The sequence below is a fragment of the Nostoc sp. ChiQUE01b genome (assembly GCF_034531255.1).
In the GTDB taxonomy this organism is placed as follows: Bacteria; Cyanobacteriota; Cyanobacteriia; order Cyanobacteriales; family Nostocaceae; genus Nostoc.
This window is the reverse complement of sequence record NZ_JAVRBM010000099.1, coordinates 15,728-30,991: the sequence shown is the minus strand read 5'-3', so window position 1 is coordinate 30,991 and position 15,264 is coordinate 15,728. Positions and strand designations below refer to the sequence as shown.

Genomic DNA, 15,264 nt, shown 5'->3' with positions numbered 1-15,264 from the left:
GTGTCAAAAACTTATCATAATGTTCTTTTACCACAGAATATTACTATTTTGGAGACGTCTAATGGAATCCAGTCTGCACCCCAAATATCTCGCTGTCTACTACCATCTTCGAGCAATGCTGCTTCACAGTAGGCGTGCTTTTCCCCTCCCCCCGCTAAAATACCTCTTTCTATGTCTACTGCTATTTTGATATAAAGTCCCAAAGTTTGCAGCATTTGCTCAACCTGTTCTAGCGTCGCCCTTTCTTTGATAATCAGTACCAATATTACACCCCTACCACAATAGATTACAGAAAGCATTGTTGCATTAATCTTTTATCTCAGACTCTAGAACACTCAACAATTTCTCTTCCAAATCCGTCAAATAAGCCCGATTCAGCTTCCCCAGCATCTCCAAAAACTTCTGCACAGATTCTTCCAGCGCACTCGAATACACCCGATTGATGCGATCGCAAATCACCCGCATCTGCTCACACTCAGCAGGCAGGTAATTGTAAGATTTCAGGTGCTGCAAACCAACGGTGTACCCCCCATTCCAGGTTTTGACAGTGCAGCTGAATTCGCCTACATGGTTGACTATCCCCCAGCAGCCAGCCTTCCCCCTGAGTTCGGGGTTGTCCTTTGCAAGGATTTGGCACACCTCGCCAATTTGGTAGGTATTAGGGACTTGGGTGCGTTGTATAATTTGTTGCACCACGTCTTTGACAATCCTGCCAGTTGGGACTTTACCACCAGCTTCTTCGACCGCAGCCTGCCAAACCTCCTGCTGTTGTTCAATTTTTAACTTTGTCAATGGTCGAACTTGTCCCTCGGCTGTCGGTAAAATGTCCACAATTTGTGGACATTTATGCAGATTGTCTACAACGATAGCTGCATCAATTAACTGGTAGGAACGAGAACGATTGTAACCGAATCTATCTTTGCAATACTCCTCAAAACTGGAATGAGTAGAACGGTACAGTTTGCGATCCCGCAATTCTGCCAAAGCCTTTCCTGCCTCGAAAAACGCCCGTTCTACCTTTCGTTCCAAATGCAAGCGATCGCTCTGTTCTTGTGCGGTCAGTTCTGGTACTTCAACAGCAGGAACATCAACGATTGCTGAAGCTGGGTCTTCTGAAAGGGTAATGTCTGAGTTGGGTAGTTTCGGATTGCTTGATGCAGCAGAGGTGGCTTGTTTGCGCTTATGGCGTGGGGTGTTCATCAATCCACCTCTCTTAATTAATATACTGCTTGCTCAAAATCCATCACAGCTAAATTTCAAGTGTGCTATCTAACCGCCAACTTGCTATACACAATACTAAAAACAAGCACTTTAACTGCTTTACCATCTCTCCACTCAAAGTTAGGGTAAGCAGTCATAAGTTGCTAGTTAAGAATAGTTTTGGCGATCGCTGCTGGGAGCACAAATGATAAAAAAGCTAATAAATCAACAGTTTCACCAACAAACATTTCGGTTCACTTCTCAAACACTTGTGCAAGCTCTTCAATAGACAGTCGCGTAATTTTACATAATTTTGCTGTTTGCATAGGAGTTAGTCGCGGCAAATAAACTCCTCGTTCCCAGTTGGAAACAGTTTGATCTGTGACGCCTACGGCCTCCGCAATTTGCCTCTGAGTTAATCCCAGAGACTCTCTTAACTTCATAAATGGATGCTCCGAACTCATCTATACAAAATTCTACTACAAGATACAACTACAAGCAAACTTGACAACTACAAGTGAACTTGATTTAATAGATATAGAGAAAGCGCCTGGACTGGTAATCTGAAGCGCCTCTCTAGTCCTATTCAAGAACCTACTCATTATGACTCATGCCATTTACACAGCACAACAGCTGCGCTCCAAATCCCTAGCCCAGCTAAAGCACATCTACAGCGAAATCGGCTGCACCATCGAAGTACGAGACAGACGACGTAGGGCTGCGTGGATTAGCGCGATCGCCTTTCACCAAGCCGCCCAACTCCAGAAAATCGCCTGTGCTGCCACAGATGAGCAAGAGATCGCCCAAGGCGAGTTCGAGCAGTACATCGCAGACCAAGCCCAAGCTGTTGCACCAGAAGAATTGGCAATCAAACAAATCAACCCCCACCATTTCGAGATTTTTGCTGGTAAACAACTAATCGCGTACATCAGCTACGATAACGGCGAGTTCGTCACTCAGCCTTGGGTAGTCATGGTGAACGGTGTAGAGATTTTTCGCCACAATACACAAGCATGGTGTTACCGCTACATCACTTGGCATTATAAAGACGGCACACTCCCGTTACCCTTACCTGCACCAGTGCAGTTTTCAGAAGTACCGACAATTTCAGAAATCTCCTTCTACGACCAAGAAACGTTTGTTAATGGTGAACTGATAGCCAGTATTAGCTTCGATGACGAGAATCATAAGAACCTGTACTGGCGAGTCCTGGTAAACAAAGTTGAGATTTTCCGAGACATTACACCTGCTCGATGCCAAAGTTACGTTAAACAGCAGTATCAGCAAGGGATACTGCCAGTCCAAGAGCCATTCTATGAACTTTGTACTACCGAAGACCGAACTGTGGAGCATATTTTCAACGAGTGCCAGAAGTACGGTTTTGAAATCTTAGACGATGGCATTTACGAAAACGGAATAAAGCTGGGACAAGTTGGATACACGGACGGGAATTGGTGGGTGAAGAGGGCTTGTTCGGGTCAACAGCAGTATTCTGACTCGGTGTTCGATGCGGTGGAATCGCTGTTGGAAGTAGAAGAGTCAACTCATGCACAAGTAGACGACTGCGAACAATTACTGGATATCCCATTTGAGGAGTTAACCGCCCAAGATTGGCAATGGTTACGGGCTTATAAGCCAGAACCAGAATTAGTGGCAGCGTAGGGAAACAGTGGGCAATTATGCCCACTTTCTCAATTTGACTATTCGCTTGCTGTAAGTATAAGCACTGATTTGTGGTTTTGGGGAAAAAGCCCAATTCAGCACTTTCAAAGTATTTTGCAACCATAGCTAAGTGTAATTACTCAAAGCACAAACGATAGCTGATTCTACAGATAACAGCTTCGACAGTACAAGACCAGTATCTGCTGCGTGTGCTTCCAGCAGTGGCTCTTTTTTTCTACATTGTCTGCAATCAAAATTCTGGCTTAGCTTCACTTTTACTACTCAAAAATCAGGAACGAATTATGAAACTTTACGCCAAGACTATTCCACAAATACTTCCAGATTGGGCAATCATTCTGACACAGAATGCAGATCTAATTGAGATTGAAATCAATGACGAACACCCTAATTTTCAATCTTTACTTGAAGAACTAGCTACAGAAATTGAACCAGGGACTATCGGCGTTAAAGTTGAGGATTTATGTTCGCGGCTTGGTATCGAAATGTCTAGCCCCAATCTTTACCAATTACTCGAACAAGCCCAAGCTTTAGTTCATGAAATTACCGAACACCCGAAATACAAAGAACTACTCAACAGAGGATATAGCCCTGATTTAAACATTGCCGATGCTCAAACTGCATTGGTTTATCTGCAATGGGAGCTAGACCAAAATCAAGAACCTTATAGCCATTAATTACTTACTAGGAAGAAAAGCATGACAGAGCAAATCACTGATTTAGAAAAATGCTGGTTTCTTTCACCACCTTGGGGTAATCAAATCCCACCTGTTGAAGTCAACTTGTTAGAAAAAGTCTACCTCAAAACCAATCGAACATTTGGGCATTGTTGCGGTGTTCAGTGGTATAGCGATTGCTGGAATTACGTTATCGAGGTCAAAGATGACTTCATTTATGTAACAAAATACCAAATCATCGGTACTGGGCAGATACAACAAAGAACTAATACAAAACCCGCTTTCGTTTTGGGCGAACGCGTTCTGTTGTGCTTTCCAAATCACGGCACAAAGCAAAGGCTAGTTTTGGGGATTGAGTTAATTGAAAAGTCTTGGTTTTATTTTGTCGAGTTAGCATCACCTACTTTTCTTGCATCATCGACCACTAATCGATTTTCTTTGGTGCGAGAAGAAGATTTAGTGCGGGTGAAGGTCTAAATTCCAACACAAAACTTTGTATTCATCACACAACTAAAACTATGTCACAAATCGAAGTATCCCAAACCATCGAACAGATAAAGCAGGAGATTACTGTTGACGCTAGTGGACAGAGTAAAGCCAGCATGAAAGCTACTGCACGATTAGCTGGAGTTAGCGACAAAGCTATCGGTAAAGCATTAGAAAGCGCGAACCTGGAACCATCAAAATTAGCTGTAATGCTTATGGAGCATGGCTTTGATGCGGCGAACCTTCAGGAATGGAGAACCAACGGCATCCCAGACATTGCGATCGCTATCATCCTCGACTACTACGGCTATGAAGCTGGGCGTTACTGTACCAAACAAGCAAAGCTAATTTGTCGAGCATTCAAAACTATCGGCGTTCGTGCCTGGATGCAAGATATCACGGGCTGGACAAATCCCGCGACTCAACCACAAGAGCAACCCCCCGCACCAGCCCTGCCCCCAGTTGAACAGCGATTGCATACTCTTGTCCAAGCGATGAAAACTCTAGCCGAGTTAACTGGTGGCAGACTCAACCCGTACATGGAACAGCAAGTAAAGGACTTTGCCGCTAATCTTCTGGCTGAACATAATCGGAAAATGTTGACTCCCTCAAAAGAACGCTGGCTGGGCGTGGTCAACTTCGCGGAAAGTGAGTTAGGTAAAAAAGTCCCTATCAGTGGTTCACATTACCGAGGGCATCTGGGTACATGGGTGAGGACATTTTACCCTCAATTGGGCGATCGCCAAGAAACGCGCATAGTTCAAGGCACTCAGCAAAAAATCTATGTGTATGCTTGCCACGACCCTGTAGTAACTGCGGGGCTGACGACAGCGATTGAAGAGTTTTTCGCACACCCCGAACCTGCGGCGGCTCTAAAGCTTGCTGGGGCGTTCTCTAAGAAAGCTGTAGTTACTGTTTGATAGTCATTGGTTAACAGTTAATAGCCATAACTTTAATGAATGTTGTTAGAGATAAAAGATGAAAATTTACTCAGCATCAATATTAGTTCTTGAAGGCGATAAACCTTTTTATCACTATCCATTAGTTAGCGGGGTTGGTAAATATAATTCTTGTCAAGATTATCTAGACAGAGAGGCTATTCCTTATATCAATCAATCTCCTTCTATTACCGATAAAACAACTGAAGTTTCCTTAAATGTTGTTGAAGGAGAGATTTTAGACGATGGCTCCATAGTTAAAACAGGAGGAATAGACAAAACATTGTATTTTAATTGCTCATAATCTTTAACTAATTTGAGCCGAATTAAATTTGAGGGAAATTTATGAAAGTTGTCGTTCAAGTAGTACAAAAAATCTATCAAGAAGCACATATTGATATCCCCGATATGTTCTGTAAAGACACAATTAAACAGCACATTGTTGATTTATATAACAGTGGCGAAATCACCCCAAATTTAAACATCTTTCAAGTTGACTTTGAATCCATTAGTGCAACTATTGTCAACGAGCAAAAGTCTGTAGATTTTCAAGAGGAAGCAACATGACAGTCACACCATTATTAACCCCAAAGACGGCTGTTAATGAAACTGTCAGCAGACATCCTTTGAACTTTTACGAGTCACCATCATGGTTCACCACAGAACTCCTGCGTCATGTTCCGTTATCTGGTGTGATTGGTGAGCCTTGCGTAGGGCATCGGGCGATCGCATCTTTGTTGAATGTGTGGCCCTACACCGATAGAATCTGGACGAATGACATCGACCCGAACAAATCGGCTGATTACCATTTGGATGCAACCTTAACCGAGTCCTGGGAGAAGTTCCCAGACTGCGATTGGATTTGTACAAATCCGCCATACGCGGAGTTTGCTGCACCAATTATCAAGAATGCCTACCATAAAGCGCGTGTGGGAGTCGCCGCATTCTTGTTAACCAGTTTTCTCGAACCCTGTGATGACAGGGGTGATTTCTTACAGCAATACCCCCCATCACTTGTACTGACTCTGCCCCGCTTTTGCTTTCGCAAGGACAAACGTGGTACTCGTTGGGCTACCGATAACATTACCATCTCGTGCTTCGTTTGGGACAAACGTACAACCACACAGCGCATTATCGTGCGTCCTAAATCTCAAATCGTTGGATTTTACAAGAATCCTGAACAGGCTATTTCACAAGAACGGGCAGAAGAAATTGTTTTGGCGATCGCTAATGGTAAATACTTATGAAACAGATGACACTATTTGACGAAGCAACCGCTGTTTTACCAGTCACTTACTACCCAGAGTTTCTTTCCAAACAGGAAGCATCAGAACTCTATCAACATTGCCAAGAACTGCAATGGCAGCAGAACCAAATTAGGATGCTGGGTAAAACAATGCTCGTTCCGCGCCTCGAATGTATTTACGGGGACGAAGGCTGTGATTACCTGTATTCCAAGAGCGTTTTACTCAAACCACTGCCTTGGACAGATGCTCTGGCTAAGTTACGCGACAGAATCACCGCTACCACTGGCTACAGCTTCCGTATCGTTATTGGCAATCAGTACAGGAGTGGCCAAGACTCTATCGGCTGGCACAACGATAGTGAAGCTTCGATGGGCTTAAATCCCGCGATCGCTTCTATCAGCTTGGGTTCGGAGAGGAAGTTCCAAATCAAGCCCATCGGTGGCAAACCAACTGACTTTTGGCTAGAACACGGTAGTCTGCTTGTGATGCATCCTGGTTGTCAATCTACTCACGTGCATCAAGTTCCAAAGACTAACAAAGTCGTAAGCACACGAATCAATCTCACATTTCGACCGCACGTTGGGGGTAAAAGATGAATGCTTTTACGCTTTAACTTTATCATATTTTCCAAATCTCAAGTCTTATTAAAAGGAGGAGTATATGGGATTTCGTAATGGTAAACCCTCAAAACAGTTGACAGCAATTCCTAACAGTTTAATCCGCGATTACAATCTTGCTGATTCAACATTTCGGCTAATTTGTTGGGTAGCTTCTCACGATGAAAACTTTGATATTAGCTTTACAGTAATCGAAAAACATTTAGGGTACAAACGAGACAAAATCCGTAATGCTATCAAAAATGCCGAACAAAATGACTATTTAGTGAGAGTCCAAGAGCATAACCCGAACAATGGTAAGTTTGATTGGCAATATTACATTTTTACCAACAAAGACGATACAAAGTTATTTCGAGACAATCACTCATCCATAGGTGGGTTGTCCATAGGCGGATTGCCCATAGGCGGATTGCCCGTAGGTGGGTCGTCCATAGGTGGGTCATCCACCGGTGGTTCACCCGCCGATGGGTCGCCCACCGATGGACAAGCCATAGGTGGATCATCCACCCCTTATATAGAAAAACAATTAAAAGAAAAACAATTAAAAGAAAAACACATACAAGAAACACCCCCTACCCAAGAATTGTATGTGTGTGAAGAAACTGACTTAGAACAACTAAACCAGGAAAAAGAACCAATTTCCCAATCTCTCACTTCGTTGTCAACAAAATCAGGATCTTCGCTTCAAACCGATAACCCCTCATGTAAACCAACTATGGCGGCGGACTTGTTCGATAAAAGCGAACAATCGAACAATAAACCCAGTAAACCAAAATTTCAATCGGTTGAAGACTTGCTTAATCAGGTTTTACTAGACCCAGGCATCATGGCATCTGACCCGTTACCTGCCGTTTACCGAAGCGAAATCAAATTGCGTGGCTGGCGGTTCCCCTGGCGTACTGCTACCAGGGACAAGATTTACCAAACCTGCAACAGCGCTCTTGTTGAGTTGATAGCCAAGGAAAGAGCTAAGTGGAGTAAATGCGAGTGGCAAGAAAAAATTCCTACTGTCATCAAGTCCATTAGCAATCTGGAAGCAACCAAGGGCGGGTTAGAAGAACTGCTGGGCTATTGGTCAAAAGTTGCGGAGTCGGTTGCACCACAAGCTGAAGAATCAAAAGCCACTAATCAACCCATTGGCTACTACTCGAATCGTTCTCTTGATTGGCACAAAGCGACATTCTGCGAATTGCTAGACCGTATGGATGAAGTTGGCAAGGACAAAGCGATCGCTCAATTCAGTACCCGCTATGACCAACAACACACAGGTGCAACAGACAACTGGTTGGATTGGTTAAAACTTACACAACCTACCATGTATGCGTACTTACATCCACAAGCAGCATGAATCGAAGTCGGAAGTAGTTTATTTCTACATTGTGCTTCTTAAGAGCTTCTTGTGCCCCTGTTGTTCACTCTTAACTTCCGACTTCCGACCTCCGACTTCTCCTTGACTTTCTAACCGAGGTAAACCATGACAAACGAACTTAACTTCTCGTCTCAACAAGACCGCCTGCCACCACAAAGCATCGAAGCTGAAGAAGGCATACTCGGCGGCATCATGCTCGACCCAAATGCCATGAGCCGAATCAGCGATCGCTTGAGTGCCGATGCCTTTTACATCAACGCCCACAAGGACATATACCAAGCAGCACAACGGTTGTACAGCCAAGGGTTACCAACAGATTTGCTTTACATAACCAGTTGGTTGTCTGACAACGGTCTGTTGTTTCGCGTTGGGGGACGCAATAAACTGGCTACACTTGTCGATCGCACTGTCAGTGCCGTGAACATCGATGCTTTCGCCGATTTGGTCATGGAGAAATATCAAAGGCGGCAGTTAATTAAAGCTGGCACTGAGATTATTAAGCTGGGCTATGCCACCGAAACCGAGTTACCGATTGTCCTTGACCAAGCCGAACAAAAAGTCTACGGCATTGCGTCTGACCATTCCGCCACAGATTTAGTTCACATTTCCGATTCCCTAGCTGATGCTTTTACCGAAATCGAAGCACGGCACGCTGGAACCGTTAGCCCTGCTGTGTCCACTGGATTTTACGACTTGGACAGTTTACTTGGTGGTGGCTTTCGTAAAGGGCGGTTGTACGTGCTGGCTGCTCGTCCGTCTGTTGGCAAGTCGGCTTTGGCTGGTAATCTCGCTCTGGCGGTGGCTCAAATGAGCCGATTGCCTGTGTGTGTCTTCAGCCTGGAGATGTCCACTGATGAATATGTACAGCGATTCCTCAGCAGTGAATCGGGCATTGAAAACAATTTTCTTGAAACTGGGCGCGTTTCCAATAACCAGTGGCAACCATTGAGTCAGGCGATCGCTTCTTTGAGCGAACTGCCAATTTTCATCAACGACAACTCTTGCCCTACTCTCAATGAAATCCGCAGCCAAGTACGCAGGGTTTCATCGCATTACGGTGGTGTTGGGCTTGTGGTTGTGGACTACTTACAGCTGATGGCTGAAGCCGCTGACTCTAGGGCTAATATGACCGAGCGGGTTGCGGAAATCAGCCGGGGGTTGAAGAAACTCGCCAAGGATTTGGATGTTCCAGTCCTGGCTCTATCGCAGTTGAGCCGTGAAGTTGAACATCGCAATGACAAACGTCCTGTGCTGAGCGATCTGCGGTCAAGTGGGGCAGTGGAACAAGACAGCGATGTTGTCATCATGCTTTACCGTGAGGAGATGCACAATCCCGATACACCTGAGCGTGGCATTGCTGAGTTAATCGTGCGGAAGCAGAGGAATGGCCCTACTGGGACAGTCAAGCTTTTGTTTGATAACCAGTTTACGAGATTTAAAAATCTTTCTCATGATCGGGGGTTTTAAAACTGTGAGTACAACCATCATCAAAGCCATCAGCCTGCATCAGCCTTGGGCAACACTCATCCCAATGGGTCTGAAAAAATATGAAACCCGCTCTTGGTCTACTAGCTACAGAGGCCCGTTGTTAATCTGTGCTGCCAAAAAGTCCAGTATTCACCAAAAACTCACTCATAACTATCTCCTTAACAAGTATCAACAAATACTGATTGACACTGATAACTATATTGAGTGGGATGATTTAGCTTTTGGTTGTGCCGTAGCTCTGGTAGACCTGACTGATTGCATCAAAATGACTCAGGCTTTCATCAACCAGCAGTTGCAATCTGAACTTGATACTGGGGATTGGCGAATCGAGCGTATGGCATGGCAATTGGAGAATATTCAGCGAATCATATGCCCTATACCTATCACTGGCAGGCAAGGTTTGTTTAATGCAGAGATTGATTTGCACCCCCAACACCTGGAGGCAGCCGCATGATATCCGTCCTTTCCCTATTCTCTGGCATCGGCGGACTGGAGCCATCACGGTATTGCTGCTGCGGGTTTGTCGCACAAGTTTCAAGTTAAACAGTTTGTCGAAATTTCTCCTTATTCCCAATCACGGCTTCGCTATGAACAACCCACAACTCCAATCCATTCAGACATCACCACCTATCACTGCCACCCTCGGCAATTCGATATCGTCTGTGGGGGGTTCCCTTGCGCCGGCACAAGTAACTCCGGCAATCGGCAAGGACTCGCTGACTCCAGATCCGCATTGTGGGCAGAACAATTCAGGATTATCCAAGAGTGTAGACCGGCGTTCCCCGAAGGGGTTGCCGCAGGCATCGCTCTCATCGAAAACCCAACAGGGCTGCTCTCTAGAGGAATGGCAACAGTCCTCGAAGACCTTTCCCAAATCCGGTACGTATGTGAATGGGAAACTATACCTGCATACTGCCTCGGCTTGCCACATGAAAGAGAAAGAGTCTTTATCATTGCCTACGCCGATGGCTTATTCTACCGTCAACAGCCGGCCCCCTGGACAGACCAAATTAGAAATCACATTGCGTCAATACGGCAGTCTGTCGAAATCAGAAGCTATCAACCCGGAGTTCTTACGGTGGCTCATGGGGTTTCCATTGGAGTAGCTAAGGGCATTCCAGGCAACTATGATGCACGTCGGGCTTACGGGTTGAGTTGTTCTCCTCGGCAAGCTGCTGTTGCTTGGAAACGGATTGATTACCTATGCAGTCTACTTTCAAGTCAAGAGGGTGCATTATGGTTAACTTAATCAACTCGCTCGAAACGTGGCATTCCATTTCACCGCCTTGGGGTCAAACCAATTCGCAATTCGCGCATGAGGGCAATTATTTAAGAAGCGAATTGCGATCTTCGACGTATTCCTACGTCCAAGCAAGCTACATGTAGCGTCTCGCAGATAAGGAGGTCATTGCGAATTAGTATGGCTCTTGAATTCTCACTTAAATCTTGCTCAACAGGAGAATTAAATTGAGTTACGATAACACTGCTAAGTATTTAGCCGAATTATATCCTGCCGATTTTGCTAACTGGTTATTACCAAATCAACCTAATCAAGAAGTTACTGTTTTAAAAACTGAACTTTCAATCGAGCCAATTCGGGCTGATTCTGTGATATTTCTCCAAACAAAAAGCCGCATTCTCCATCTGGAATTTCAGACTTTAGCTAAGTCTAATCCTCCTGTTCCCTTACGCATACTCGACTATTATGTGAGACTGAAGCGACAGTATCGTAAGCCTATTACCCAAGTAGTAATTTTCTTGCAGCAAACTGACGATGAAGTTGCTTTCACCACAGAATATACTGATGAGATGACAACTCACCGCTATCGGGTTGTGCAGTTATGGGAACAAGATGCGGCACAGTTCCTTAATAATACGGCTCTTTTGCCCTTTGCACCTTTAGCGCGAACTGATTCTCCGTCGTCTCTATTATCCCAGGTTGCTCAAAGTGTCGCTAAAATTTCAAATAGAGTTGAAAGACAAAATATTGCTGGGTGTACCGAGATTTTTGCTGGTTTACGATTTACAAAAGACTTAATTCGTCAATTTTTACGAGAGGACATTATGCAAGAATCTGTTATTTATCAGGATATTCTGCAAAAAGGAGAATTAAAGTTATTCTATCGTCAACTAAATCGACGCTTTGGAGAAGTTGATACCTCAATTATTGAGCGAATTCGTGCATTATCTACTGAGCAACTGGAGGCACTAGGAGAAGCGTTTCTAGATTTTACATCAGTTGATGATTTAGTAACATGGTTAGAGCAACTGCAATAAAAGCAACAAAAGCGAAGTAATCTGATTACAACCTTCGCTTTTAACTTCACTACTGCCCCGTCCTTATCTCTACAAGTTATACCAATTCTCCAAAATCAGGCAACAGATGCAAATCACGGAAGGCTTACAGCATCTAAGTTTCTTAATTGCGTTAGCGTAGCGGGGCGTAGCCCATTGCGAATTGTGAATTGCGAATTGGTATTACTAAGGGCCTAAGTAAATCTATTGCTACTAATAAACAGCAAAAAAATACTCATAATTCACTCTCCCTAATTAATCTATTTCAGTCACGCAGATTCTCCCAAATCCGCCATCTTTTCAAATATTGTTCATCTCATTCGATTGGATAACACATCAGCCAGTCAATTAAGCTTTCTGCTGCTGACCATCATCAACCACTGCGCTACTCGACAAACCAGTATTGGATTTACTTTTAGCAAACAAGGGGCTACTGCCATAGGGTGCAACGGACTGCGATCGCAACCGCAGCTTCATGCGGCAATTGCAGCATTGGACGCACACATTCAGTTATTCCAATTTTTAAAAGCATGAAACCCGTTCTTGGTATACCAGCTACAGAGGGTCTGTTTTGATTTGTGTTGCCAAGAAATCCAGCATTCACTAAAAACTCACTCACAACTACTTCCTTCACAAATATCAACAAATAAAATTGCTGATTTTCTCAGCACGCTGCTAACAAAATAATCAATTTTTAATCGCTAGAACCCTTGATTTCTGAGGCGATTTAGAGAATGAAAAGATTTTACCCTTAATCGTAGGACTGTTAACCGATACATTTAATGGAAACATCTTTTCTGTGGTTGTGAGGCTAAGATTGGCAAATATCTCATTACCTTTGTTAAAAAAACTACTATCTTTATTCAGCGTGCTATAGCTAACTGTTGATTGAAAGGTATAAGTCCCTGCAATAGTGATGTTTTGAGTTGGAAACAAGAACAAATCATTATCTTTTGTGTTTAAACCGCCATCATTTCTAACTAATTTAGCTCTGAGTTGGAAGCCAACTTCATTCTCAATAAGAAAAGTCTCAAACGAAGTGAGTCTGACATCGACTGTTACGCTGACACTAGCCTCTGAATGAGTAAACAGATCGATTGACACTGTGGGATTAGATAAGGTTGCCATACTTAGTTAATTCTTGAAGTACTTACTTTTATTTACACTTTTAAAAAGTCAATTTGACACTATCATCAGGTGTATTATTAAGATAGGTATGTGAGCAAATATACTGACGCCAAGATCTGTCAATAGGTAGTTAATATCAAGCATTTGATTTGCTAATATCTACTTAACTCTTTAGTGCTTTATTAGGCTGAGGAAAGAGGAAGGCAACAAATAGCTCAGGGTGTAGAGCAACTTGCAGCAAATACCTGGCAGATTTTCGAGCATTCCACCCCGACCACCACCATGATTGCTTCTGCCGTGCGTCGTGCCATTGCTGAGTTTGGGGGGTCGATTGGTGCTGTGTTTGTCGATTATTTGCAGCAAATTCCTTTGGAGTCGGGCGGGAATATGGCCCATGAGGTCGGTAAGATTACTCGACAGATTCGAGCGATCGCCAAAGAACATAAAATCCCGGTTTTCTTGGGCTGTCAAATCAACCGGGGGAATCAAACAACTGCTGACAAACGCCCCAACCACCATTTACTTTTGGACAAAACAATTATTTGTTAACGTTTCTGGTAAATATGAAACTTTGACAGTAAAAAGTTTTTCATAAGTTTTTTATTCCCTTCTATGCCAATCTGTTCAAATCCAGACTGCTCCATCAACTGTTTTGTTTTATTGCTATCAAGAATTAACAAATCAGCAGTTGTATCGCTAATTATTTCACCATTGTTTTCTCTGATCCATATATACTGCTTTTTAACGCCTGTATCTGTTTTTGAAACTTTGACCTGATGGATTATGTCTCCTGGTAATTTTTCTACCCTATCTATATGCATACCTTGAGCGCTCAGAACCAATAGACCATTCATTTTCAGATGTTCAGCAACACGCCTTAATGCTATTACATTATTCTCAAAACTATTAATACTACTACATAGTAAGTATTCATTGTCGGTATTTGTATCTAAAAAAAACCAAACGCCGCTATTTGTATAAGCTAGATCGAAACTCTCTTCCAGTTGCATATTAAGAACATCAGATTCGACTAATTTAATTTTATTTCCCAGTCGTTTTTTTGCGACATCTAACATTTGTTTAGAAATATCAATTCCTGTAAAGCTACAATTCGGTTTTAGTTTTAAGACTCTTTCTGCTACTAGACCTGTACCTACTCCTATCTCTAGTATATTATTATAGTCTCTAATTATAGGAAACAGAGATTTAACAACCTCATCGTGGTACTCAGTGTAAATATATTGAAATAATAAATCATAATAGTTTGCTGGATTGTCGGCAAATTTATTCATAAAACCCTCGTCGAAGTCGGCAATTGAAGCGAATAAATCTTATAGGTAGGTATTAATTATACTTGACTGTAGACTCAAGTCAATTACATTCTGTAGACCGAAAAGTTTGGCGATCGCTTTTTATAAAATTCGCTGTGCAATCGCAGGATTAATTGACGCAGAAATTTGTAATAATGCTCTTAATTAGAGTTTAATCTTAGTTCTATAAACCTAATAAATTAATTATAAATATTTACTTTACCCTACATAAAACTTAAGGTTTTCACGCAACGTATAGTCGAGTTCGCTCATCAATATCAATCGAAAAGAGCCAAGATAAGCTGGAGTTAAACGAGCGTTCGCAGTGGTTACAAGCAAAAAGATTAATCCGTAAATTTTACTTTTTTGTCTTAATTGTATAAACAATAAAATAATCGATACAGAATGGCACTAACATATTGACATCCTTTTTAAACAACTGCTAGCAACACTACAAAACAAAGTAATCAAGCCTTGCTTTGCATTTTCAATCGCTCCTGCTCATCATCCAACCAGCTCTGCACCACAAACGCTGCTCTACAGAGTCTTGAGGCTATCTTGGTACAATTGACGAAAAATCGGTCTTGAAGTGCGATGTCACTCGACTTGCTGCTGTGCATCAGGAGCACCCATCACCATTCATCCCTCAACGATTCCAAACCAACATTCAAAGCCGCTTCTGCACTGTAATAAATCTTTTGCTCTCCGAAAATACCACCTGTGCGGCTGATGACACGAAACTGCCAGCATTGTCCAGGCGTATAAAAGACGATTAGGACACTGCCGTTGATACAAAGCACAGTATCAACTGTAAGGGAGGACATTTGTT

General features: G+C 43.0%; 21 protein-coding genes. 14 read left to right on the top strand and 7 right to left on the bottom strand.

The window, feature by feature from the left end; translation table 11 throughout:
- Positions 1 to 14: 14 nt before the first annotated feature.
- The 3 genes from RMY63_RS36130 to RMY63_RS36120 form a co-directional block, all read right to left on the bottom strand.
- Positions 15 to 299 (bottom strand): DUF5674 family protein, encoded by a 285-nt coding sequence (locus RMY63_RS36130; protein WP_416212578.1) that lies wholly within the window; start codon positions 297 to 299, stop codon positions 15 to 17.
- A 7-nt stretch (positions 300 to 306) separates the two neighbouring features.
- Positions 307 to 1,200 (bottom strand): hypothetical protein, encoded by an 894-nt coding sequence (locus RMY63_RS36125; protein ID WP_322733307.1) that lies wholly within the window; start codon positions 1,198 to 1,200, stop codon positions 307 to 309.
- A gap of 254 nt (positions 1,201 to 1,454) precedes the next feature.
- Positions 1,455 to 1,643 (bottom strand): helix-turn-helix transcriptional regulator, encoded by a 189-nt coding sequence (locus RMY63_RS36120; protein ID WP_242056587.1) that lies wholly within the window; start codon positions 1,641 to 1,643, stop codon positions 1,455 to 1,457.
- A 160-nt stretch (positions 1,644 to 1,803) separates the two neighbouring features.
- Between RMY63_RS36120 and RMY63_RS36115 the strand changes: the two genes are divergently transcribed.
- The 13 genes from RMY63_RS36115 (at position 1,804) to RMY63_RS36055 (ending at position 11,979) form a co-directional block, all read left to right on the top strand.
- The gene (locus RMY63_RS36115; RefSeq protein ID WP_322733306.1) at positions 1,804 to 2,862 is read left to right on the top strand and encodes a hypothetical protein; all 1,059 of its coding nucleotides are present in this window, start codon (positions 1,804 to 1,806) and stop codon (positions 2,860 to 2,862) included.
- 302 nt (positions 2,863 to 3,164) lie between these two features.
- Positions 3,165 to 3,557, top strand: a complete 393-nt coding sequence (locus RMY63_RS36110; protein ID WP_322733305.1) for a hypothetical protein — start codon at positions 3,165 to 3,167, stop codon at positions 3,555 to 3,557.
- A gap of 21 nt (positions 3,558 to 3,578) precedes the next feature.
- A complete protein-coding gene (locus RMY63_RS36105; protein ID WP_322733304.1) occupies positions 3,579 to 4,034 on the top strand; it encodes a DUF1392 domain-containing protein in 456 nt (151 codons plus the stop codon).
- A gap of 41 nt (positions 4,035 to 4,075) precedes the next feature.
- The gene (locus tag RMY63_RS36100) at positions 4,076 to 4,963 is read left to right on the top strand and encodes a hypothetical protein (RefSeq protein WP_322733303.1); all 888 of its coding nucleotides are present in this window, start codon (positions 4,076 to 4,078) and stop codon (positions 4,961 to 4,963) included.
- 58 nt (positions 4,964 to 5,021) lie between these two features.
- On the top strand, positions 5,022 to 5,285 hold the full coding sequence (locus RMY63_RS36095) for a hypothetical protein (RefSeq protein ID WP_322733302.1): 264 nt from the start codon (positions 5,022 to 5,024) through the stop codon (positions 5,283 to 5,285).
- Positions 5,286 to 5,326: 41 nt separating this feature from the next.
- Positions 5,327 to 5,548 (top strand): hypothetical protein, encoded by a 222-nt coding sequence (locus RMY63_RS36090; RefSeq protein WP_322733301.1) that lies wholly within the window; start codon positions 5,327 to 5,329, stop codon positions 5,546 to 5,548.
- Complete coding sequence (locus RMY63_RS36085) at positions 5,545 to 6,228, top strand: hypothetical protein (protein WP_322733300.1); 684 nt, start codon at positions 5,545 to 5,547, stop codon at positions 6,226 to 6,228. The genes RMY63_RS36090 and RMY63_RS36085 overlap by 4 nt, the downstream gene beginning before the upstream one ends.
- The gene (locus RMY63_RS36080) at positions 6,225 to 6,824 is read left to right on the top strand and encodes an alpha-ketoglutarate-dependent dioxygenase AlkB (protein WP_322733299.1); all 600 of its coding nucleotides are present in this window, start codon (positions 6,225 to 6,227) and stop codon (positions 6,822 to 6,824) included. Before RMY63_RS36085 ends, RMY63_RS36080 begins: the two co-directional genes overlap by 4 nt.
- A 64-nt stretch (positions 6,825 to 6,888) precedes the next feature.
- Positions 6,889 to 8,193: a helix-turn-helix domain-containing protein gene (locus RMY63_RS36075; protein WP_322733298.1), complete on the top strand. Its 1,305-nt coding sequence runs from the start codon at positions 6,889 to 6,891 to the stop codon at positions 8,191 to 8,193.
- A gap of 126 nt (positions 8,194 to 8,319) precedes the next feature.
- A complete protein-coding gene (gene dnaB, locus RMY63_RS36070; protein ID WP_322733297.1) occupies positions 8,320 to 9,681 on the top strand; it encodes a replicative DNA helicase in 1,362 nt (453 codons plus the stop codon).
- A 4-nt stretch (positions 9,682 to 9,685) separates the two neighbouring features.
- Positions 9,686 to 10,156 (top strand): ASCH domain-containing protein, encoded by a 471-nt coding sequence (locus RMY63_RS36065; protein ID WP_322733296.1) that lies wholly within the window; start codon positions 9,686 to 9,688, stop codon positions 10,154 to 10,156.
- A gap of 66 nt (positions 10,157 to 10,222) precedes the next feature.
- Positions 10,223 to 10,951: a DNA cytosine methyltransferase gene (locus RMY63_RS36060; RefSeq protein WP_322733295.1), complete on the top strand. Its 729-nt coding sequence runs from the start codon at positions 10,223 to 10,225 to the stop codon at positions 10,949 to 10,951.
- Between the two features lie 218 nt (positions 10,952 to 11,169).
- Positions 11,170 to 11,979, top strand: coding sequence for a DUF4351 domain-containing protein (locus RMY63_RS36055; RefSeq protein ID WP_322733294.1), 810 nt, complete (start codon positions 11,170 to 11,172; stop codon positions 11,977 to 11,979).
- Between the two features lie 448 nt (positions 11,980 to 12,427).
- Here RMY63_RS36055 and RMY63_RS36050 read toward each other — a convergent pair whose 3' ends face one another.
- Together RMY63_RS36050 and RMY63_RS36045 are read right to left on the bottom strand one after the other, a co-directional pair.
- Positions 12,428 to 12,616, bottom strand: coding sequence for a hypothetical protein (locus RMY63_RS36050; protein ID WP_322733293.1), 189 nt, complete (start codon positions 12,614 to 12,616; stop codon positions 12,428 to 12,430).
- A 68-nt stretch (positions 12,617 to 12,684) separates the two neighbouring features.
- Positions 12,685 to 13,125 carry a hypothetical protein gene (locus RMY63_RS36045; protein WP_322733292.1) on the bottom strand — a complete coding sequence of 147 codons (441 nt, stop codon included), beginning with the start codon at positions 13,123 to 13,125 and terminating at the stop codon, positions 12,685 to 12,687.
- Between the two features lie 210 nt (positions 13,126 to 13,335).
- On the opposite strand from RMY63_RS36045, the gene RMY63_RS36040 reads away from it, so the two are divergent.
- Positions 13,336 to 13,674: a DnaB-like helicase C-terminal domain-containing protein gene (locus RMY63_RS36040; RefSeq protein ID WP_322733309.1), complete on the top strand. Its 339-nt coding sequence runs from the start codon at positions 13,336 to 13,338 to the stop codon at positions 13,672 to 13,674.
- On the opposite strand, the gene RMY63_RS36035 is transcribed toward RMY63_RS36040, so the two are convergent.
- Positions 13,671 to 14,417: a class I SAM-dependent methyltransferase gene (locus RMY63_RS36035; protein ID WP_322733291.1), complete on the bottom strand. Its 747-nt coding sequence runs from the start codon at positions 14,415 to 14,417 to the stop codon at positions 13,671 to 13,673. The two genes, RMY63_RS36040 and RMY63_RS36035, sit on opposite strands and share 4 nt — an antisense overlap.
- 650 nt (positions 14,418 to 15,067) lie before the next feature.
- Positions 15,068 to 15,259, bottom strand: coding sequence for a hypothetical protein (locus tag RMY63_RS36030; protein WP_322733290.1), 192 nt, complete (start codon positions 15,257 to 15,259; stop codon positions 15,068 to 15,070).
- Positions 15,260 to 15,264: the final 5 nt, after the last annotated feature.

What these genes read in the sequence shown, in the direction of transcription:
- RMY63_RS36130 (WP_416212578.1), bottom strand. Translation starts at nt 299, where the DNA reads ATGCTTTCTGTAATCTATTGTGGTAGGGGTGTAATATTGGTACTGATT.
- RMY63_RS36125 (WP_322733307.1), bottom strand. Translation starts at nt 1,200, where the DNA reads ATGAACACCCCACGCCATAAGCGCAAACAAGCCACCTCTGCTGCATCA.
- RMY63_RS36120 (WP_242056587.1), bottom strand. Translation starts at nt 1,643, where the DNA reads ATGAAGTTAAGAGAGTCTCTGGGATTAACTCAGAGGCAAATTGCGGAG.
- RMY63_RS36115 (WP_322733306.1), top strand. Translation starts at nt 1,804, where the DNA reads ATGACTCATGCCATTTACACAGCACAACAGCTGCGCTCCAAATCCCTA.
- RMY63_RS36110 (WP_322733305.1), top strand. Translation starts at nt 3,165, where the DNA reads ATGAAACTTTACGCCAAGACTATTCCACAAATACTTCCAGATTGGGCA.
- RMY63_RS36105 (WP_322733304.1), top strand. Translation starts at nt 3,579, where the DNA reads ATGACAGAGCAAATCACTGATTTAGAAAAATGCTGGTTTCTTTCACCA.
- RMY63_RS36100 (WP_322733303.1), top strand. Translation starts at nt 4,076, where the DNA reads ATGTCACAAATCGAAGTATCCCAAACCATCGAACAGATAAAGCAGGAG.
- RMY63_RS36095 (WP_322733302.1), top strand. Translation starts at nt 5,022, where the DNA reads ATGAAAATTTACTCAGCATCAATATTAGTTCTTGAAGGCGATAAACCT.
- RMY63_RS36090 (WP_322733301.1), top strand. Translation starts at nt 5,327, where the DNA reads ATGAAAGTTGTCGTTCAAGTAGTACAAAAAATCTATCAAGAAGCACAT.
- RMY63_RS36085 (WP_322733300.1), top strand. Translation starts at nt 5,545, where the DNA reads ATGACAGTCACACCATTATTAACCCCAAAGACGGCTGTTAATGAAACT.
- RMY63_RS36080 (WP_322733299.1), top strand. Translation starts at nt 6,225, where the DNA reads ATGAAACAGATGACACTATTTGACGAAGCAACCGCTGTTTTACCAGTC.
- RMY63_RS36075 (WP_322733298.1), top strand. Translation starts at nt 6,889, where the DNA reads ATGGGATTTCGTAATGGTAAACCCTCAAAACAGTTGACAGCAATTCCT.
- dnaB (WP_322733297.1), top strand. Translation starts at nt 8,320, where the DNA reads ATGACAAACGAACTTAACTTCTCGTCTCAACAAGACCGCCTGCCACCA.
- RMY63_RS36045 (WP_322733292.1), bottom strand. Translation starts at nt 13,125, where the DNA reads ATGGCAACCTTATCTAATCCCACAGTGTCAATCGATCTGTTTACTCAT.
- RMY63_RS36035 (WP_322733291.1), bottom strand. Translation starts at nt 14,417, where the DNA reads ATGAATAAATTTGCCGACAATCCAGCAAACTATTATGATTTATTATTT.
- RMY63_RS36030 (WP_322733290.1), bottom strand. Translation starts at nt 15,259, where the DNA reads ATGTCCTCCCTTACAGTTGATACTGTGCTTTGTATCAACGGCAGTGTC.